The organism is Streptococcus sp. 2342, assembly GCF_013276795.1.
Lineage (GTDB): Bacteria > Bacillota > Bacilli > Lactobacillales > Streptococcaceae > Streptococcus.
In genome coordinates this window covers 35307-52803 of sequence record NZ_VMLR01000003.1, presented here as the reverse complement: position 1 = coordinate 52803, position 17497 = coordinate 35307, and the positions used below count along the sequence as shown (strand labels likewise).

The 17497-nt window shown below is 38.4% G+C and carries 19 protein-coding genes; 2 read left to right on the top strand and 17 right to left on the bottom strand.

Annotation, left to right across the window (positions count from 1 at the left end):
• Positions 1 to 28: 28 nt before the first annotated feature.
• From HT689_RS02860 to HT689_RS02830, 7 genes are all read right to left on the bottom strand, one after another.
• Positions 29 to 295 (bottom strand): Veg family protein, encoded by a 267-nt coding sequence (locus tag HT689_RS02860; protein ID WP_000128619.1) that lies wholly within the window; start codon positions 293 to 295, stop codon positions 29 to 31.
• A 1-nt stretch (position 296) separates the two neighbouring features.
• Positions 297 to 1649, bottom strand: coding sequence for a replicative DNA helicase (dnaB, locus tag HT689_RS02855; RefSeq protein ID WP_050142692.1), 1353 nt, complete (start codon positions 1647 to 1649; stop codon positions 297 to 299).
• Between the two features lie 43 nt (positions 1650 to 1692).
• The gene (gene rplI / locus HT689_RS02850; protein ID WP_173224870.1) at positions 1693 to 2145 is read right to left on the bottom strand and encodes a 50S ribosomal protein L9; all 453 of its coding nucleotides are present in this window, start codon (positions 2143 to 2145) and stop codon (positions 1693 to 1695) included.
• Complete coding sequence (locus HT689_RS02845; RefSeq protein ID WP_173218770.1) at positions 2142 to 4115, bottom strand: DHH family phosphoesterase; 1974 nt, start codon at positions 4113 to 4115, stop codon at positions 2142 to 2144. Before HT689_RS02845 ends, rplI begins: the two co-directional genes overlap by 4 nt.
• 134 nt (positions 4116 to 4249) lie before the next feature.
• Positions 4250 to 4798, bottom strand: coding sequence for a ribosome-associated translation inhibitor RaiA (gene raiA / locus HT689_RS02840; protein WP_173251454.1), 549 nt, complete (start codon positions 4796 to 4798; stop codon positions 4250 to 4252).
• Positions 4799 to 4877: 79 nt separating this feature from the next.
• On the bottom strand, positions 4878 to 5540 hold the full coding sequence (locus HT689_RS02835) for a ComF family protein (protein WP_173251456.1): 663 nt from the start codon (positions 5538 to 5540) through the stop codon (positions 4878 to 4880).
• Complete coding sequence (locus HT689_RS02830; protein WP_173224863.1) at positions 5537 to 6835, bottom strand: DEAD/DEAH box helicase; 1299 nt, start codon at positions 6833 to 6835, stop codon at positions 5537 to 5539. The genes HT689_RS02835 and HT689_RS02830 overlap by 4 nt, the downstream gene beginning before the upstream one ends.
• A gap of 56 nt (positions 6836 to 6891) precedes the next feature.
• Here HT689_RS02830 and HT689_RS02825 point away from each other — a divergent pair, with 56 nt between their 5' ends.
• Positions 6892 to 7527 carry a YigZ family protein gene (locus tag HT689_RS02825; RefSeq protein WP_173224861.1) on the top strand — a complete coding sequence of 212 codons (636 nt, stop codon included), beginning with the start codon at positions 6892 to 6894 and terminating at the stop codon, positions 7525 to 7527.
• 285 nt (positions 7528 to 7812) lie between these two features.
• Complete coding sequence (gene cysK, locus HT689_RS02820; protein WP_173224859.1) at positions 7813 to 8739, top strand: cysteine synthase A; 927 nt, start codon at positions 7813 to 7815, stop codon at positions 8737 to 8739.
• A gap of 121 nt (positions 8740 to 8860) precedes the next feature.
• Here cysK and tsf read toward each other — a convergent pair whose 3' ends face one another.
• From tsf to rodZ, 10 genes are all read right to left on the bottom strand, one after another.
• Positions 8861 to 9901, bottom strand: coding sequence for a translation elongation factor Ts (gene tsf, locus HT689_RS02815; RefSeq protein WP_050223249.1), 1041 nt, complete (start codon positions 9899 to 9901; stop codon positions 8861 to 8863).
• A gap of 79 nt (positions 9902 to 9980) precedes the next feature.
• A complete protein-coding gene (gene rpsB / locus HT689_RS02810) occupies positions 9981 to 10760 on the bottom strand; it encodes a 30S ribosomal protein S2 (protein WP_000268466.1) in 780 nt (259 codons plus the stop codon).
• A gap of 223 nt (positions 10761 to 10983) precedes the next feature.
• On the bottom strand, positions 10984 to 12162 hold the full coding sequence (locus HT689_RS02805; RefSeq protein WP_081530007.1) for a CHAP domain-containing protein: 1179 nt from the start codon (positions 12160 to 12162) through the stop codon (positions 10984 to 10986).
• Between the two features lie 93 nt (positions 12163 to 12255).
• Complete coding sequence (mreD, locus tag HT689_RS02800; protein ID WP_172929838.1) at positions 12256 to 12750, bottom strand: rod shape-determining protein MreD; 495 nt, start codon at positions 12748 to 12750, stop codon at positions 12256 to 12258.
• Positions 12750 to 13568: a rod shape-determining protein MreC gene (gene mreC / locus HT689_RS02795; protein WP_173224857.1), complete on the bottom strand. Its 819-nt coding sequence runs from the start codon at positions 13566 to 13568 to the stop codon at positions 12750 to 12752. The genes mreD and mreC overlap by 1 nt, the downstream gene beginning before the upstream one ends.
• Before the next feature lie 59 nt (positions 13569 to 13627).
• Positions 13628 to 14422 carry an energy-coupling factor transporter transmembrane protein EcfT gene (locus HT689_RS02790; protein WP_173224855.1) on the bottom strand — a complete coding sequence of 265 codons (795 nt, stop codon included), beginning with the start codon at positions 14420 to 14422 and terminating at the stop codon, positions 13628 to 13630.
• Complete coding sequence (locus HT689_RS02785) at positions 14415 to 15254, bottom strand: energy-coupling factor transporter ATPase (RefSeq protein WP_173224851.1); 840 nt, start codon at positions 15252 to 15254, stop codon at positions 14415 to 14417. The genes HT689_RS02790 and HT689_RS02785 overlap by 8 nt, the downstream gene beginning before the upstream one ends.
• Positions 15239 to 16066 (bottom strand): energy-coupling factor ABC transporter ATP-binding protein, encoded by an 828-nt coding sequence (locus HT689_RS02780; RefSeq protein ID WP_173224848.1) that lies wholly within the window; start codon positions 16064 to 16066, stop codon positions 15239 to 15241. The genes HT689_RS02785 and HT689_RS02780 overlap by 16 nt, the downstream gene beginning before the upstream one ends.
• Positions 16063 to 16608: a CDP-diacylglycerol--glycerol-3-phosphate 3-phosphatidyltransferase gene (gene pgsA, locus HT689_RS02775; RefSeq protein WP_049511275.1), complete on the bottom strand. Its 546-nt coding sequence runs from the start codon at positions 16606 to 16608 to the stop codon at positions 16063 to 16065. The genes HT689_RS02780 and pgsA overlap by 4 nt, the downstream gene beginning before the upstream one ends.
• Before the next feature lie 10 nt (positions 16609 to 16618).
• Complete coding sequence (gene rodZ, locus HT689_RS02770; protein WP_173224846.1) at positions 16619 to 17461, bottom strand: cytoskeleton protein RodZ; 843 nt, start codon at positions 17459 to 17461, stop codon at positions 16619 to 16621.
• Positions 17462 to 17497: the final 36 nt, after the last annotated feature.

Here is a 17497-nt window from a genome sequence, read left to right as displayed (position 1 = left end):
AAAAGAAAAAGTGAGAAAATTTCTCACTTTAGTCCAGATAATGAATCAAATTCTTTTCTGTAAGAATATCTGAGTAAGTAAAGGATTCAACGTAAACATTAGCTTGTTTATCTCCTTCCACATTCCCAAATTCCACAATAAATAGGGATGGATAAACTTCAATTAGCTTACCCAATCTATTTTTTTGGCGCTTACGTCCATTTTCCAAAGTCATTTCAATTACATGACCCTCATGTGCCTTGATTTCCTCTTTGATTTTTTTCATCTTAGCTACATCTGTAAATGCATCTGTCATTTTATGCCTCCCTTTTTGAGATACTTGAAAATTTATTGTATTCTTTTTGGAAAATCAATTCCACTGTTCCACGAGCTCCACTACGGTTTTTCTCGATAATAACTTCCACCTTATTATTTGGGATACCGTCCTCTTCTTCACCACCACGTTCATAGTAGTCATCGCGATAGAGAAAAGCTACGATATCAGCGTCCTGCTCAATAGACCCAGATTCACGAATATCAGACAAGACCGGTCTCTTGTCCTGACGTTGTTCTACACCACGAGAAAGCTGACTTAGAGCAATTACAGGAACTTTCAGTTCCTTGGCTAAGATCTTCAACTGACGAGAAATTTCAGAAACTTCTTGTTGACGATTTTCTCGGCCTGTACCTGTAATCAATTGCAAGTAATCTATCAAAATCAAACCAAGATTGCCCGTTTCTTGAGCCAATTTACGAGAACGAGAACGAATCTCTGTAATCCGAATCCCTGGCGTATCATCGATATAGATACTGGCGTTAGCTAAATTCCCTTGAGCAATGGTATATTTTTGCCACTCCTCATCAGTCAATTGACCCGTACGGATAGAATGGGATTCCACCAAACCTTCTGCCGCTAACATACGATCCACTAGACTTTCCGCACCCATTTCCAGTGAAAAAATAGCAACCGTTTTGTCCAACTTAGTCCCAATGTTCTGAGCGATATTCAAGGCAAAGGCTGTCTTACCAACCGCCGGACGAGCTGCTAAGATAATCAACTCCTCTTCATGCAGACCAGTCGTCATATGATCTAAATCACGATAGCCTGTCGCAATACCTGTAATATCGGTCGTTTGTTGCGAGCGAGCTTCCAGATTTCCAAAGTTGACATTCAACACATCTCGAATGTTCTTAAATCCACTTCGATTAGCATTTTCGCTGACATCAATCAGGCCTTTTTCTGCCTGAGCAATGATTTCATCAGCTGGTTGTGAAGCCTCGTAAGCTTGGTTGACAGACTCTGTCAACTTGGCAATTAAACGACGTAGCATTGCTTTTTCTGCAACGATTTTAGCATAATACTCCGCATTAGCAGAAGTGGGCACAGAATTGACAATCTCAACTAGGTAAGACAGGCCACCAATATTCTGCAAATCACCTTGATTATCAAGAATGGTACGAACCGTTGTTGCATCTATAGCATCACCACGATCGGATAAATCAACCATAGCTTGGAAAATCAAACGATGGGCATACTTAAAAAAGTCCCGAGACTCAATGTATTCTCGCACAAAAACAAGCTTACTCTCATCAATAAAGATAGCCCCTAAAACGGATTGCTCAGCTAAGATATCTTGAGGTTGTACTCGTAACTCTTCTACTTCTGCCATCAGACTTCCCTTCCTTTTACAATCTTGTCAAGAAGGTGTAAACTTATCCTTCTTTCACACGAAGGTTGATTACACTTGTGATATCTTGATAGATTTTCACTGGTACATCAATCAAACCAACTGCTCGAATCGGAGCTTGTACTTGAATATGACGTTTATCAATCTTAATTCCAAATTGCTTTTGCAATTCTTCTGCAATCTTCTTATTGGTAATAGAACCAAAGGTACGGCCATCTGGACCAACCTTTTCAACAAATTCTACAATAGTTTCCTCTGATTCAAGTTGGGCTTTAATTGCTTTTGCTTCTGCAATCATTTCAGCGTGAGCTTTTTCTTCAGATTTTTGTTTACCACGAAGCTCACCTACCGCTTGAGCAGTCGCTTCTTTTGCTAGGTTCTTTTTGATAAGAAAGTTTTGCGCATACCCTGTTGGTACTTCCTTAATTTCGCCTTTTTTACCTTTTCCTTTGACATCTGCTAAAAAGATTACTTTCATTCTTCTTTCTCCTTTTCCTTTATTTCATTTAATACAATTTCTGTCAGTTTTTCACCTGCTTCTGACAAGGTTAAATCTTTAATTTGAGCTGCAGCCAAATTAAAGTGGCCTCCACCTCCCAGTTCTTCCATAATCCGTTGTACATTCAATTTACTACGACTGCGAGCTGAGATAGAGATAAATCCTTGTGTATTCTTCGCAAGAACAAAACTCGCTTCAATACCCGACATAGCTAACATGGCATCTGCTGCCTTACTAATAACAACTGTATCATAGCATTTCGTGTCCTTAGCCTCTGCTATCAGTACATCTGAACCTAATTTACGCCCCTGTAAAATCAGTTCATTGACCTCACGATATTCTTCAAAATCTGTCGCAGCGATTTCTTGGATAGCAATACTATCACTTCCTCTCGTTCTGAGATAGCTAGCAACATCAAATGTCCGACTAGTCACTCGTGAGGTAAAATTTTTAGTATCCAGCATCATACCAGCCATCAAAACACTGGCCTGCATACGACTCAGACGATTTTTCTTAGAATTCTGGAACTGAATCAATTCCGTTACCAACTCACTGGCACTGCTTGCACCACTTTCGATATAAGTGATAACTGCATTATCTGGAAAATCCTGATCCCTTCTATGGTGGTCAATAACAATAGTTTGGGTAAATAAATCATAAAATTCTTTTGATAATGTTAAGGCTGTCTTTGAATGGTCTACAAGAATCAACAAAGAACGATTAGTCACCATCCCCATTGCATCCTTAACAGACAACAACTTCGTAACTCCTTCTTTTTCTAAGAATGAAACAGCTCGTTCAATATCTGGAGACATTTGTTCTTCATCATAAAGAGCATAGCTATTTTCAATCACATTGCTGGCGAACAACTGCATACCTACAGCAGAGCCCAGGGCATCCATATCTAAATTTCTATGCCCAACTACAAACACTTGATCCACACTACGAATCTTATCAGATATGGCTGTCATCATTGATCGAGTACGGGTACGAGTGCGCTTGATAGACGCAGCCGACCCACCTCCAAAGTAGACTGGATTTTTCGTTTCATCATTCTCCTTGACAACCACCTGGTCGCCACCACGTACTTCAGCCAAGTTCAAGTTGAGCAAAGCAACTTTCCCTATTTCATCATGATTTCCATCGCCATAAGAAAATCCCATACTTAAGGTCAAGGGCAACTGTCTCTGTTTCGACTCTTCTCTGAAAGCATCAATAACAGAAAATTTATCATTCATCAAGCCCTCAAGCACCGTGTAGTCAGTAAAGAGATAAAATCGATCCATACTTACCCGACGAGAAAACATCATGTATTTTTCTGAAAACTCTGATATAAAATTAGCTACAAAACTATTGATTTGACTAATATCTGACTCAGAAGTTGCATCCTCCAAATCATCATAATTATCCACAGATACAATTCCAATCACTGGTCGACTCGTTACTAACTCATCTGTTATGGCTTGCTCCCTGGATACATCTACAAAATACAAAACACCGGAAGAAGCATCCATATGAACAGCATAACGCTTCTCACCCAGTTTGGCATAAGTAGACGGATTTCCTACTGAAGCCTTGATAATCGTTTGAACAGCTTCCAAATCAAAATCGCCATCTTCCTTGGTCAAAATCAATTCAGCATAGGGATTAAACCACTCAACCTCTCCAGAAGATAAATTCAATTTCATAACACCTACAGGCATCTGTTCCAATAGAGATGTCAAACTTTCTTCCGCTTGGTGGTTTACATACTGTATCTGTTCTACATCACTCCTTGTATAATGCACTCTCAGTTTCTTAAATAAAAAAACATAGCCTCCTACAAAAAGAAACAAAATTAAAAGCGTCAACAGATTATTATTAACAAAAATAATGAAAGTGGATAAGACTCCAAACGCAATCAATCCTACTAGAATAGGAAAAATTGGACTTACATAAAATTTTTTCATTCCAAACCTCTTGGCACCCATTATACCATAATAACCCTCAAAAAGCGACTTTTAAAAGTGTAATCAGTAATTCTATCAATTATAAGAAAAAGGAGGTTTACAATTCAGTAAACCTACCTTTACACATATTGAAATTAAGATTCTTTAACTTCTAACAAACCAATTTCGCCATCCTCACGACGATAAATCACATTGGTTGTCTGATCTTCAACATCCACATAGATAAAGAAATCATGTCCTAACAAATCCATTTGTAGAATAGCTTCTTCCAAATCCATTGGTTTTAAATCAATTTGTTTTGAACGAACAACTCTAGACTGGACAACATTTGGATCTTCCACCAAAGCATCTGTAAATAATTGACTAGTTGCTACCTTATTTTTATTTTTACGCTCGATTTTTGTTTTATTTTTACGAATCTGACGTTCAATTTTATCAGTTACAAGGTCAATTGAACCATACATATCTTGAGACACATCTTCTGCGCGGAGAGTAATAGATCCAAGCGGAATCGTTACTTCCACTTTAGCCGTTTTTTCACGATAAACTTTTAAGTTAATTCGGGCATCCAACTCTTGTTCAGCTTGAAAATACTTTTCGATCTTTTCGAGTTTAGAAACTACATAATCACGAATTGCTTCTGTTACTTCTAGGTTTTCACCACGGATACTATATTTAATCATATGAGTACCTTCTTTCTAAACATTTTTGTTTTTATGATTTTATTATAACGCTTTCATTCTATTTTTGCAAATTTTTTCCTCATCTTACAAGGGAAAATGTTTTTACATCCTCAGCACCAGCTTCTTCCAGCAGTTTCTTCACACGATTTATAGTTGTTCCTGTAGTATAAATATCATCTATAAGTAGGATTTTCTTAGGAATAATGATTCCACTTTTAATAAAAAAAGGAAGTTCTGTAGCTAAACGTTCTGAACGACTCTTAGAAGAACTGGCTCTCTCTTCTCTTTTCTCTAGTAAATCCAGATACTCAAAGCCTGCTGCCTCTACAAAGCTCTCAACCTGATTAAATCCTCTGTTAGCATATCTCTCCTTACTTAATGGAATTACAACAAATTGATACTCTTTGTACTTTTTTAACTCCTCACTTAAAACTGAAGCAAAAACTTTTCTTAAAAGGAAGTCTCCATCAAACTTATACCGACTGAAAAAATCCTTCATAGCTTGATTGTAAGTAAAAATTGCTCTATGACTGACCTCAACTCCTTCTTTACACCAAAATTGACAATCTTGACACTTTGTTGACAACTCTGTTTTCATACAATTTGGACAGTTCTCTTCCCCAATTCTTTCAAAAGTAGAATCACAGTCTAAACAAAGACAGGAGGCATCATTCTTCAGAAGTAAGAGACTACTGAAAGTTAAAACAGCCTTCATAGTCTGCCCACATAACAAACACTTCATAGACCAGCCTCCTTATTCATCATCTGAATTTCCTTAATCGCCTTCTTGATTGAAGCATTTAACCCATCATGGAAGAAAAGCAAATCTCCTGTCGGTCTATCCATGCTTCGTCCAACTCGTCCACCAATCTGAATCAAGCTTGACTTGGTAAACAAACGATGGTTGGCTTCTACTACGAAAACATCCACGCAAGGAAAGGTAACCCCACGCTCCAATATCGTCGTACTGATAAGTATTGTCAGCTCTCCATCTCGAAAAGCTTGTACTTGCTCTAATCGATCCTCTGTTACAGAAGATACAAAGCCAATTTTCTCATTTGGAAATTGCTCCTGTAAGATTTCTTTTAACTGCTCCCCTTTCTTAATTTCTGAAGCAAAAATGAGTAAGGGATAAGCTGTCTTTCTCTGCTTCTCAATATAGGACTTTAACTTTGGTGACAAACAATTCTTATCCAAATAGCGATTAAAATCCGATAACCAAACTGGCTTAGGAATAATCAACGGATTTCCATGAAATCGTCTAGGCAAACTCAGTCTTTTTAGTTCTCCTAAATGGACCTTTTTATCTAACTCATCAGTCGAAGTCGCTGTTAAAAAGATTCTCAGCCCATTCTCCTTTACACTATTCTTGACAGCATGGTAAAGCGTGGGGTTGTCAACATAAGGAAAGGCATCTACTTCATCCACTATCAGTAAATCAAAAGCTTGATAAAATTTTAATAACTGATGGGTTGTCGCAACAACTAGTGGTGTTCTAAAATAAGGTTCCGATTCTCCATGTAGGAGGGCTATCTTACAAGCAAAATCCTTTTGCAGGCGCTTATACAGCTCCAAACAAACATCTATGCGAGGACTAGCCAAACATACTGCACCACCTCCATTAATCACTTTAGCCACAACTTGATAAATCATTTCTGTCTTTCCAGCCCCTGTCACCGCATGAACTAAAGTTAGCTCTTGCTTCTCTACTGCTTGAATCAATCCCTCTGACACCTTTTCTTGAAAAGGAGTTAATTGACCACGCCATTTAAGAACATCCTGTTTAGGAAAATCCTCCTGCGGAAAATAGTATAAAGCTTGGTCACTCCTGACTCGCTTCATCAGCAAGCACTCTCGACAATAGTAAGCACCGATGGGCAAATACCATTCATCTAAAATAGCACTATCACAACGTTGACAGACAAGTTTCCCCTTCTCCTTTCTCATTGCTGGAAGTTTCTCCGCCAACTGACGTTCTTCTTCTGTTAATTCATTCTCAGTAAACAAGCGACCAAGATAATTTGGATTTACTTTCATACTTCTTTATTCGTAAAAACCTAGCGCTTTAGATGATTTTTTAGTACAATTAAATCATGGAATTTAGAACAATTAAAGAGGACGGTCAAGTCCAAGAAGAAATCAAAAAATCACGCTTTATCTGTCATGCCAAGCGTGTTTATAGCGAAGAAGAGGCTCGTGACTTCATTACCACCATCAAAAAAGAACACTACAAAGCTACGCATAACTGCTCTGCCTTCATTATTGGAGAACGTAGTGAAATCAAACGAACAAGTGATGATGGTGAGCCTAGTGGTACTGCTGGCGTTCCCATGCTTGGGGTGCTAGAAAATCACAATCTTACCAATGTCTGTGTGGTAGTGACACGCTACTTTGGTGGTATTAAACTAGGCGCTGGAGGACTGATTCGTGCTTACGCCGGCAGTGTCGCCTTAGGTGTCAAAGAAATTGGTATTATTGAAATAAAAGAACAGGCTGGCATTGCTATTCAAATGTCTTATGCTCAGTACCAAGAGTACAGTAACTTCCTTAAAGAACATAATCTCATGGAGCTGGATACAAACTTTACAGATCAAGTCGATACGATGATTTATGTTGATAAAGAAGAAAAAGAAAATATTAAAGCTTCACTTATAGAGTTTTTTAATGGAAAAGTCACTTTAACTGATCAAGGTTTACGCGAAGTTGAGGTTCCTGTAAACCTTGTGTAAATAATAGATAATACAGTGTTTCACTGATATTTTCTCCGCTACTTTAATTAGCAACATAAAAAGATGCTTGCCAAGACCTACTAGAAAATGAAGCAATTCAAAAAGAAAACGGATAGCGTTCTCCTTTACACCTATTTACTAGAATTAGCTTATCACAATCGCTTGAAAATTAATGGCTTAGACCTGTGATATAAAAAAATCCTATCACTTCGATAGGATTTCTATATTTTACAAATGGTATAGATAGCGTTATACTAGAGATATCTTATACAAAGAGGTATTCATATGTCTATTTATAACAACATTACTGAACTAATCGGTCAAACTCCGATTGTTAAACTCAACAACATTGTGCCAGAAGGTGCTGCAGATGTCTATGTAAAACTTGAAGCATTTAACCCTGGTTCTTCTGTAAAAGACCGTATTGCTCTTAGCATGATTGAAAAAGCTGAACAAGACGGTATTCTGAAACCTGGTTCTACTATTGTTGAAGCAACAAGTGGAAACACTGGTATTGGACTTTCATGGGTAGGGGCTGCTAAAGGGTATAAAGTTGTTATCGTTATGCCTGAAACTATGAGTGTGGAACGACGTAAGATTATCCAAGCCTATGGTGCTGAACTCGTCCTTACTCCTGGTAGCGAAGGAATGAAAGGTGCTATTGCTAAGGCTCAAGAAATCGCTGCTGAACGTGATGGTTTCCTTCCTCTTCAATTTGACAACCCAGCAAATCCAGAAGTACACGAAAGAACAACAGGAGCTGAGATACTAGCTGCTTTCGGTAAAAATGGATTAGATGCCTTTGTTGCTGGAGTTGGTACCGGTGGAACAATTTCTGGTGTTTCTCATGCACTCAAATCAGCAAATTCAAACATTCAAGTTTATGCAGTGGAAGCTGATGAATCTGCTATTCTATCTGGTGAAAAACCTGGTCCTCACAAAATTCAAGGTATATCAGCTGGATTTATTCCTGATACACTGGATACAAAGGCTTATGATGGTATCGTTCGTGTAACGTCAGACGATGCTCTAGCACTCGGCCGTGAAATTGGTGGAAAAGAAGGTTTCCTTGTAGGGATTTCTTCAGCTGCAGCTATCTACGGAGCCATCGAGATTGCCAAAAAATTAGGTACAGGTAAAAAAGTTCTTGCTCTAGCACCAGATAACGGTGAACGTTATCTCTCTACAACACTCTATGAATTTGAAGTTTAGTCTCCTAAATGCACTTAGCCCTTATTATAGGGCTTTTTATTTTTACCTTGAAAATAGGAAGTTCTCCCTATAAGGATCGACTGCATAGAAAAAAGGAAGCAAATTTACTTCCTTTCTATAATTAGTTATTCAAGGCTGCTGCCATTGTAGCCGCAACTTCAGCTTCAAAGTCGTTTGCAGCTTTTTCGATACCTTCACCAACTTCAAAGCGAGCGAACTCAACTACTGAAGCGTTAACTGACTCAAGGTATGCTTCAACTGTCTTGCTGTCATCCATGATATAAACTTGTGCAAGAAGTGTGTAAGCTTGGTCAACTTTAGTATTGTCAAGCATGAAGCGATCCATTTTACCTGGGATGATTTTGTCCCAGATTTTTTCTGGTTTGCCTTCTGCAGCCAATTCAGCTTTGATGTCAGCTTCAGCTTGAGCGATCACTTCATCAGTCAATTGTGCTTTTGATCCATATTTCAAGTGTGGAAGAGCTGGTTTGTTAACCATTGCACGGCTTTCGTTATCTTGGTCGATAACGTGGTTCAATTGTGCCAACTCATCTTTAACAAATTGCTCATCCAATTCTTTGTATGAAAGAACTGTTGGTTTCATAGCAGCGATGTGCATTGAAATTTGTTTAGCAAGTGCTTCGTCTCCACCTTCGATTACAGAGATAACACCGATACGTCCACCGTTGTGTTGGTAGGCTCCGAAGTGTTGTGCATCTGTTTTTTCAATCAAAGCAAAGCGACGGAATGAGATTTTTTCTCCGATAGTCGCTGTTGCAGATACGTATGCAGCTTCAAGAGTTTCACCTGAAGGCATTGTCAAAGCAAGAGCTTCTTCGTTGTTAGCTGGTTTTCCTTCAACGATTGCTTTAGCTGTTGCGTTTACCAACTCAACAAATTGAGCGTTTTTCGCAACGAAGTCAGTTTCAGCATTTACTTCAACAACTGCTGCAATGTTACCGTCAACATAAACACCAGTCAAACCTTCTGCAGCAACACGGTCAGCTTTCTTAGCTGCTTTTGCCATACCTTTTTCGCGAAGCAATTCAATCGCTTTTTCGATATCGCCTTCCACTTCAACCAATGCTTTTTTAGCGTCCATAACACCAGCACCAGATTTTTCACGCAACTCTTTAACAAGTTTAGCTGTAATTTCTGCCATTTTGATTCTCCTATATTTTTTAAAAATAGGAGAGCCGGGCTAAGCCCCGCCCTCCTAGGTAATTACTATTTATTATGAATTAAGCGTTGTCGCCTTCTACAACTTCAACGATTTCTTCAATTGAATCTGCTTGAGTTTCTGAAGCTGCAAATTCTGCTTCAACTGCTACTGCATCCTCACCTTGACGTCCTTCGATGATAGCATCAGCCAATTTAGCTGTAATCAATTTAACAGCGCGGATAGCGTCATCGTTAGCTGGGATGATTACATCGATATCATCTGGATCAGTATTTGTGTCGACCATCGCTACAACTGGAATTCCCAATTTTTTAGCTTCTTTAACAGCGATTTGCTCTTTATGTGGGTCAACTACGTACATCACATCTGGGATACGAGGCATATCTTCGATACCACCCAAGAATTTTTCAAGACGCGCACGTTGTTTGTTAAGAAGTGCAACTTCTTTCTTAGGAAGAACTTCGAAAGTTCCATCTTCTTCCATACGTTTAATTTCTTTCAAACGAGCGATACGTTTTTGGATTGTTCCCCAGTTTGTAAGAGTTCCACCCAACCAACGGTGGTTGATGAAGTATTGACCTGAACGTACTGCTTCTTCAGCAACTGCATCAGCTGCTTGTTTCTTAGTACCAACGAACAATACAACTGCATCGTTAGCTGCTGCATCACGCATGAAGTCGTATGCTTGGTCAGCGTATTTTACAGTTTGTTGCAAGTCGATAACGTGGATTCCGTTACGCTCTGTAAAGATGTATTTAGCCATCTTAGGGTTCCAGCGACGAGTTTGGTGACCAAAGTGTACACCAGCCTCAAGAAGTTGTTTCATTGAAATTACTGCCATGAGTATTTCTCCTTTTTGTTTTTTTCCTCTTCTTGACTTCAACTCGCAAAACGACCCAAGGGCAACTGCTTCACAATTCATCAAGAATGAGTATTATCGTTCACACGACAATTTTTATTCTACCATACTTTTTCGATATTTTCAAGCTATTTTGATGGGATTTTTAATCGTTATTGTCACGGTAAAACCTGAAAAAGAGGGCTCTATTCGAGTCCCTCTCTAATTAGTCTGCATAAATATATGTCACAAAACCTTCAGAAGTCGTTGTTGGATTAAACCATCCACGGTGGTTTCCAAGTGTGCGATTACCTGCATAGTTTGATTCTGATACTTGGATACGTGTTGTTGATTCAACAGCTGTAACAACCGCTACGTGTCCATATCCACCATCGTTCCAACATGCAATTGCTCCAACTTGAGGGGTTGAACCTGTACGGAAACCTGCTGCTGCTGCACTTGTGGCCCACTGTGCTCCATTACCCCAATAGTCTCCAGCCCAAGGTGCTAATGTTTTAACTCCCCAGGTACATTCACCAATTGGATAAGTTGAGGCATCTGTGTTATATGTTGGACGTACTTTAGCCTGAACAGGTGCTACTGCAGATTCAGATACTGCCTGTACCTGTGCTGTTAGGTTGGTATTACCTGAAGCAAGTACTGATTGTTGTTGGCTAGCTTGTTTTTCTTTATAAGCCGCTTCTGCTGCCGCAGCTGCACGAGCCTCAGCCTCAGCTGCTGCTTTTTGTTCCAATAGACTTGCTTTTTCCCCTTCAGCTGTCGCTTTCTCAGCAGCAAGACTCAATTCAGCAGCTTTTAGTTCTGCCTGTTTAGTAGTCAATGCTTGAGCATCATCTGCCAATTTTTGTTGATTAGCAATTACAGTATTGATAGCATCATTGTTTGCTACTTGCTTTTCAGAAATAGCTTTCTTATCTGCCTTTTGTTGTTCCAACATTTTGTTATTCGCAGATACGATTTCACTCATTGCAGCAACACGTGAAATAGCTTCTGTAATTGATTTTGAGTTTACAATCGTATTGATGTAGCTAGTTGCAGCTCCATTTGTTTGAGCACTACGAGCTTGTTTTTCTAAAGATTGGTTACGAGAAACAATGTTTTTAGAAAGTTCTGTAATCTCACCCTCGAGTTTCTTAGATTCTGCTTGTAATCTATCATTTTCAGATTGCAAGTTAGATTGCTCTGCTTGAATAGCAGATACTTGCTCCTGAATTTGATCAACTTGTTTTTGTGCTTCTTGTTGTTGTGCTGTTAAGTTACTAATTTTATTATCTTGAGCAGCAATTTTGTCATCAGTCGTTTCTGCATGGGCAGTCGTCAATACTGCTGCCTGGGAAACCATTACTGTACTTAATAAAAGCGAGGCTAAGATTTTTTTCTTCATGGTTAATAAATACTCCTTCTGTTTAAGACAATACTAGTATACCAAAAAAAACTCCAATAAATATTACGCCTTTGTTACATTTATATGTCGTTCTTATAGATAATATTTTTCAAAAATAAATTGAAAAACAGTAACCCATAAAAAATTTAAAATCATCGTCGGTACCAAGCTATAGACTATAAAAATCGACATGTTATCCACTGTCAGCCCTACCATAAAAGCCAAAAGATAACTACCCATTTCAAACAGGAATGTCAGGACAATCATGGCTAGCATTCTTGTCCAACGATTCAACAAAATAACACTATTCAATTTATGAAGAAGGGCTCCCAATAAGATAAATAAGAGAGTTGCAATCCCTATTAGATGGAAAAAGTAAACATCATAAACCAGGCCCACCATAAAACAATAGACTAGATAGAGATATTCTGATACTTCTATTGTCTCAAATAAGAGAAATAGAAAAAGAAAATGACTAGCCAAATGTACATGGGGGAAAAATGAGCCCAGAAGCTGGCTAATATGGGCGTCAATTAGAACAAAGAAAGGAAGCAATAAAAACACTCCAACCCGCTTCAACTGTCTCATTATGAATTCCCCACTAATTCTATCACATCCACATTATGAGTATCTGCACTCAATTTAACAGTTACTTCTCGTGTCAAATAGTCTGTACTATGCGTTGTGGCAACCACTTCACCAACAGGAATATCAGCAACGTTAAAGTTTCCTAATCCACCAGTAGTCACCTTATCTCCCGCACTAATATCGCTATTACTATTTAATTGGCTAATTTTAAGAACTTCATTTTCCTTGTCGTAGCCAACAATAATTCCATAAATTGTGGTAGTGCCGTGTTGAATTTTAACAGAAATCTTATCAGCATTTTCCGTATTTGTCAGAAGGTTGACCATGGTAGAGTTGTCCTCCACTTTTGAAACGCTCCCAATCAAACCACCATTTGCAATAGCTAACATGTTATCTGAAGCTCCTTTTGATTTGCCTACATCTAAGGTCAATTCCTGTTTCCAAGATACCGGAGAACGCATAATAACATCTGCTGCTAAAGTCTTTGTGGCTTGCAATTTAGACTTCATATCAAGCAATTGACGCAATTGTTCATTTTCTGTCTTTAAACTTTCCGCCTCATTTGATTTAACTTCTAATTGGTAAATCTGTTTCTTCAAACTTTCATTTTCATTATATGTTCGTGTCAAATGAGCCAAATCTGATTTGACAGAATCAAACCACTGAAAAGGTTTTTGTACAACCCTATCAACCAATGAAATTCCATCTCCTAATTTTGTTACAATTGTACTTGAATAAGTCGTCGCTAAGAGAGCTGATACAAGCAGAACAGTGACAAAAACAATAATGACATATTTTGATTTTTTAAAACGGTTCATATCCCTACCTTTATATCAAGAACTGTTACAGTAACTTTTTTATCAATTCCTGAAAGCTACTAAGATTTTAAGAAAAATAAGCAACAACCAAGTACGATAACAACAAGAATGGTCAGCGTATCCTTTCGAGTCCATTTCAATTGTCGGTATTGACTTCTGCCTTTTCCACCCTGATAACCACGCGCTTCCATGGCGATAGCCAAGGAATCCGAACGTTTTAAACTTGTCGCAAAAAGAGGAATCAAAATAGGAATCATAGCCTTTACTTTTTGAGCAATGCTTCCTTCACCAAAATCCACTCCACGCGCTTTCTGTGCATTCATAATCCGCGTCGTATCATCCATCAAGGTTGGAACAAAACGTAGACTCATGGACAGCATCAATCCAATTTCATGAACTGGAACTTTCACACGCTTTAAAGGCGCTAACAAAGCTTCGACAGCTGATGCCAAACTTAAGGGCATGGTCGTTAAGGTTAACAAAGTTGAAAAGAAAATAATCAATACAAAGCGACAAAAAATAATCCCAGCTTGTTGCAAAGCATAATCCGTGATTCTCACAAACGAAAACTCAAATAAAACATTCCCATTAGAAATGAAAAACAGTTGAAAAATAGTTGTGAAGGCAATCAAGAAAAACATAGACTTCAAGCCCTGAATAAAAAATGAAAGAGATACTCCTGACAAGGCAATAAATATCCCTGTCGCTATAAAAAGAATTAGATTCGTCAAGGGGTTATTAGCCCAAAAAACGATCAAAATTAGTAGCATCATAGCCAGCAATTTGCTACGTGGATCCAATCGGTGAACAATCGAATCCCCTGGGATATAACGCCCCAAAATCATACTATCCATTTCGCGACTCCTTGAACTCCTCTATCTTAATCGGTAATCGTTTAAATGACACACCTCTATCAGCCAATCGTTTACAAAAGGCCGTAATTTTAGGTACTCCCAACTGCACTTCTTCCATAAAGACAACATCTTGAAAGACATCACTTGGCTTACCACCCTTAACTAGACGTCCCTTTTCCATCACATAGACTTGATTCGCATATTCAGCAACATCATCCATCAAATGCGTTACCAAGACAATGGTCATCCCTGACTGGTGGAGTTTTTTGAACAAATTCATCAGCTCTTTTCTTCCCAGAGGATCTAGGCCTGCTGTGGGCTCATCTAAGACTAATATGGCTGGTTCCATAGCAAGTATGCCTGCAATGGCAACACGTCTCATTTGTCCACCTGATAGCTCAAACGGGCTACGATTAAAAAGTGATTCATCGATTCCAACCAGAGCCAGTTTCTCACGCGCAATCTGCTCCGCATCTTCTTCAGAAACTCCAAAATTTTGCGGGCCAAAAGCAACATCTTTCAAAACCGTTTCTTCAAAAATCTGATTTTCAGCAAACTGAAATACCAAGCCAACCTGTTTTCTAATTTGACGAATATCTTTATTTTTAGAAGTCGAGGTGATTAAGGTATCAAAAACCCGCACGCTCCCTTGACTTGGAACCAATAAACCATTTAAGAGTTGTAAAATAGTTGATTTGCCACTACCTGTATGGCCAATTAAAGCCGTATAAGAACCATCTTCAATCGTCAAAGAAACATCCGACAAAGCTGCTGAAGCTAAGGGAGTCCCTTCTTGATATGTAAAACTCACATTTTCTAGAGCAATTCCCATAGCTTATCCTCTAGCTCACTTTCTGTCAAATAATTTTCAGGTAAATCATAGCCATTCTGGTTCAAAGAATGTTTTAATTGATTGGCAAAAGGATTGTCTAATCCAATTTGATCTAAATCATTTCGAGAGAAAAGATCTCTTGGACTACTAGTTGATTCAATTGACCCTTTTTTCATGACCAATACACGATCACTCATGGCAACTTCTTCCAAATCATGTGTAATGGAAATGACCGTCATATCATAGTCTTTCCGAATTCCTTTTACTGTCTCAATCAGTTCTCTACGCCCCTCAGGATCCAACATACTCGTTGCTTCATCTAAGATTAGAATAGCTGGTCTTAGGGCTACAACACCTGCAATGGCCACACGTTGCTTTTGGCCACCCGATAAACGTGCTGGCTCTCTCTTTTTAAAGTCCAACATGCCAACCAAATCCAGAGCTTCTTCCACTCTCTTTTTCATTTCTTGACGAGAAAGGCCCTGATTTTCCAAACCAAAGGCAACATCGTCTTCAACAGTCGCTCCAACAAACTGATTGTCTGGATTTTGAAAAACCATACCGATTTGACGACGTATATTCCAAACATTTTCCTCAGTTAGCCGTTGGCCATCAATTACAATCTCTCCAGATTCTGCTTCTAGTAAGCCATCAATTAAGCGAACCGTCGTTGATTTACCACTACCATTATGCCCTACAATCGAAAGCCATTCTCCACGTTTCACGTGAAACGTAATATCCTTCACATCATAGTATTCCTGACTTTCCTTATAACGAAAAGAAAGATTTTTTACATCAATTACTGATTTCATTTCGAACCAAATGTCCCTTTAAATACATAGGCACTACCCTTGAAATAATCATAGCCAGAGTAGATAGTGAAAAACAAGGCTACATAAAGTAGAACTTGACCAAGCAAAGTCCAGTGTAATAGCAAGAAAATAATGGCAAACATCTGACTGAAAGTTTTAATTTTTCCAGGCATTGCTGCTGCTAAAACTGTTCCACCAGTTTCAACCAATAAAAGCCTTAAACCTGTCACAGCCAACTCACGACAGATGATCACTGCAACAATCCAAGCTGGAGCCATACCTAGCTCAATCAACATAATAAAAGCCGACATAACTAGTAGCTTATCCGCCATAGGATCTGCAAATTTACCGAAATTACTGACTACATTCCATTTACGAGCTAAATATCCATCTAAATAGTCGGTAATACTGGCAACAGCAAAGATAATAGCTGCCACTATATGACTCTCTATCGAATTTCCTATCGTTAAAATAAAGATAAAAATAGGTATAAAGAGAATTCGACCTATTGTTAAGAGATTGGGAATTTGTTCTTTTTTCATTCGTTTTTCCTTAATTTTTAGTAAAGGTTACAGTGATTTGTCCAGTCTGGGCTGTTAATTTCGATAAATCAACAGTCTGATTATCTACTGTCAAAGCAACACCTTTTACAACACCTAACGTAATGGTTACAGGACTTTTAGTTGCAACTGTTGCTTCTGCACTTTTATTATCCGGTGATAAGGTTACACCGCCCTCAAGTTCGCTTTCTGAAACGCTGACCCAACTTGTAACATCTGAAACTGCCAATTGCAATTTAACTGTTTCCTTACTTGTCTTATAAGCGATTTCTACATGATTTCCTTCGCCTGATACACTTATAGCTGATTCTACACTAGAAGAACTGCTAGATGAACTACTACTTGAGGAGTGGGGAACAGAGCTAGTTGAACTTATTGAACTTGTTGATTGAACCACACTGTAATTAGAAAGAGAAAGCCCCTCTGGTTGAGTTTGAATATAGTTCCAAACATAATAGGTCACAAAAATTAAAATCGATAAAGCAAAAAGGATAAAATAAAATAAAGGTAAAAATGATGTTTTTTTCTTCTTTTTCTTACTGGAACGTCTACGACCTGTCAACTCATCTTCATCAACATCTACTTCCTCATAAGTAATCATACTCCCAGAATCATAAGCATCCAAGACAATTTGGTCATCTAACTCAACAGCCCATGCATATTTTCTCAAGAAAGAACGCGTGTAAAAAGGACTTGGAAGTTGATCGAAATCGTCTGCTTCCATTGCTTCCAACATATCTAACTGGATTTCTGTCTTTTTCTGCAATTCATCTAAACTCAATCCCTGATTGATTCTAGCTAATCGTAAAACCTCTCCAATTGTTTTTTTTCTCATACTTGTCATCCCTTCTTTCTAGTGTCTATTATGATA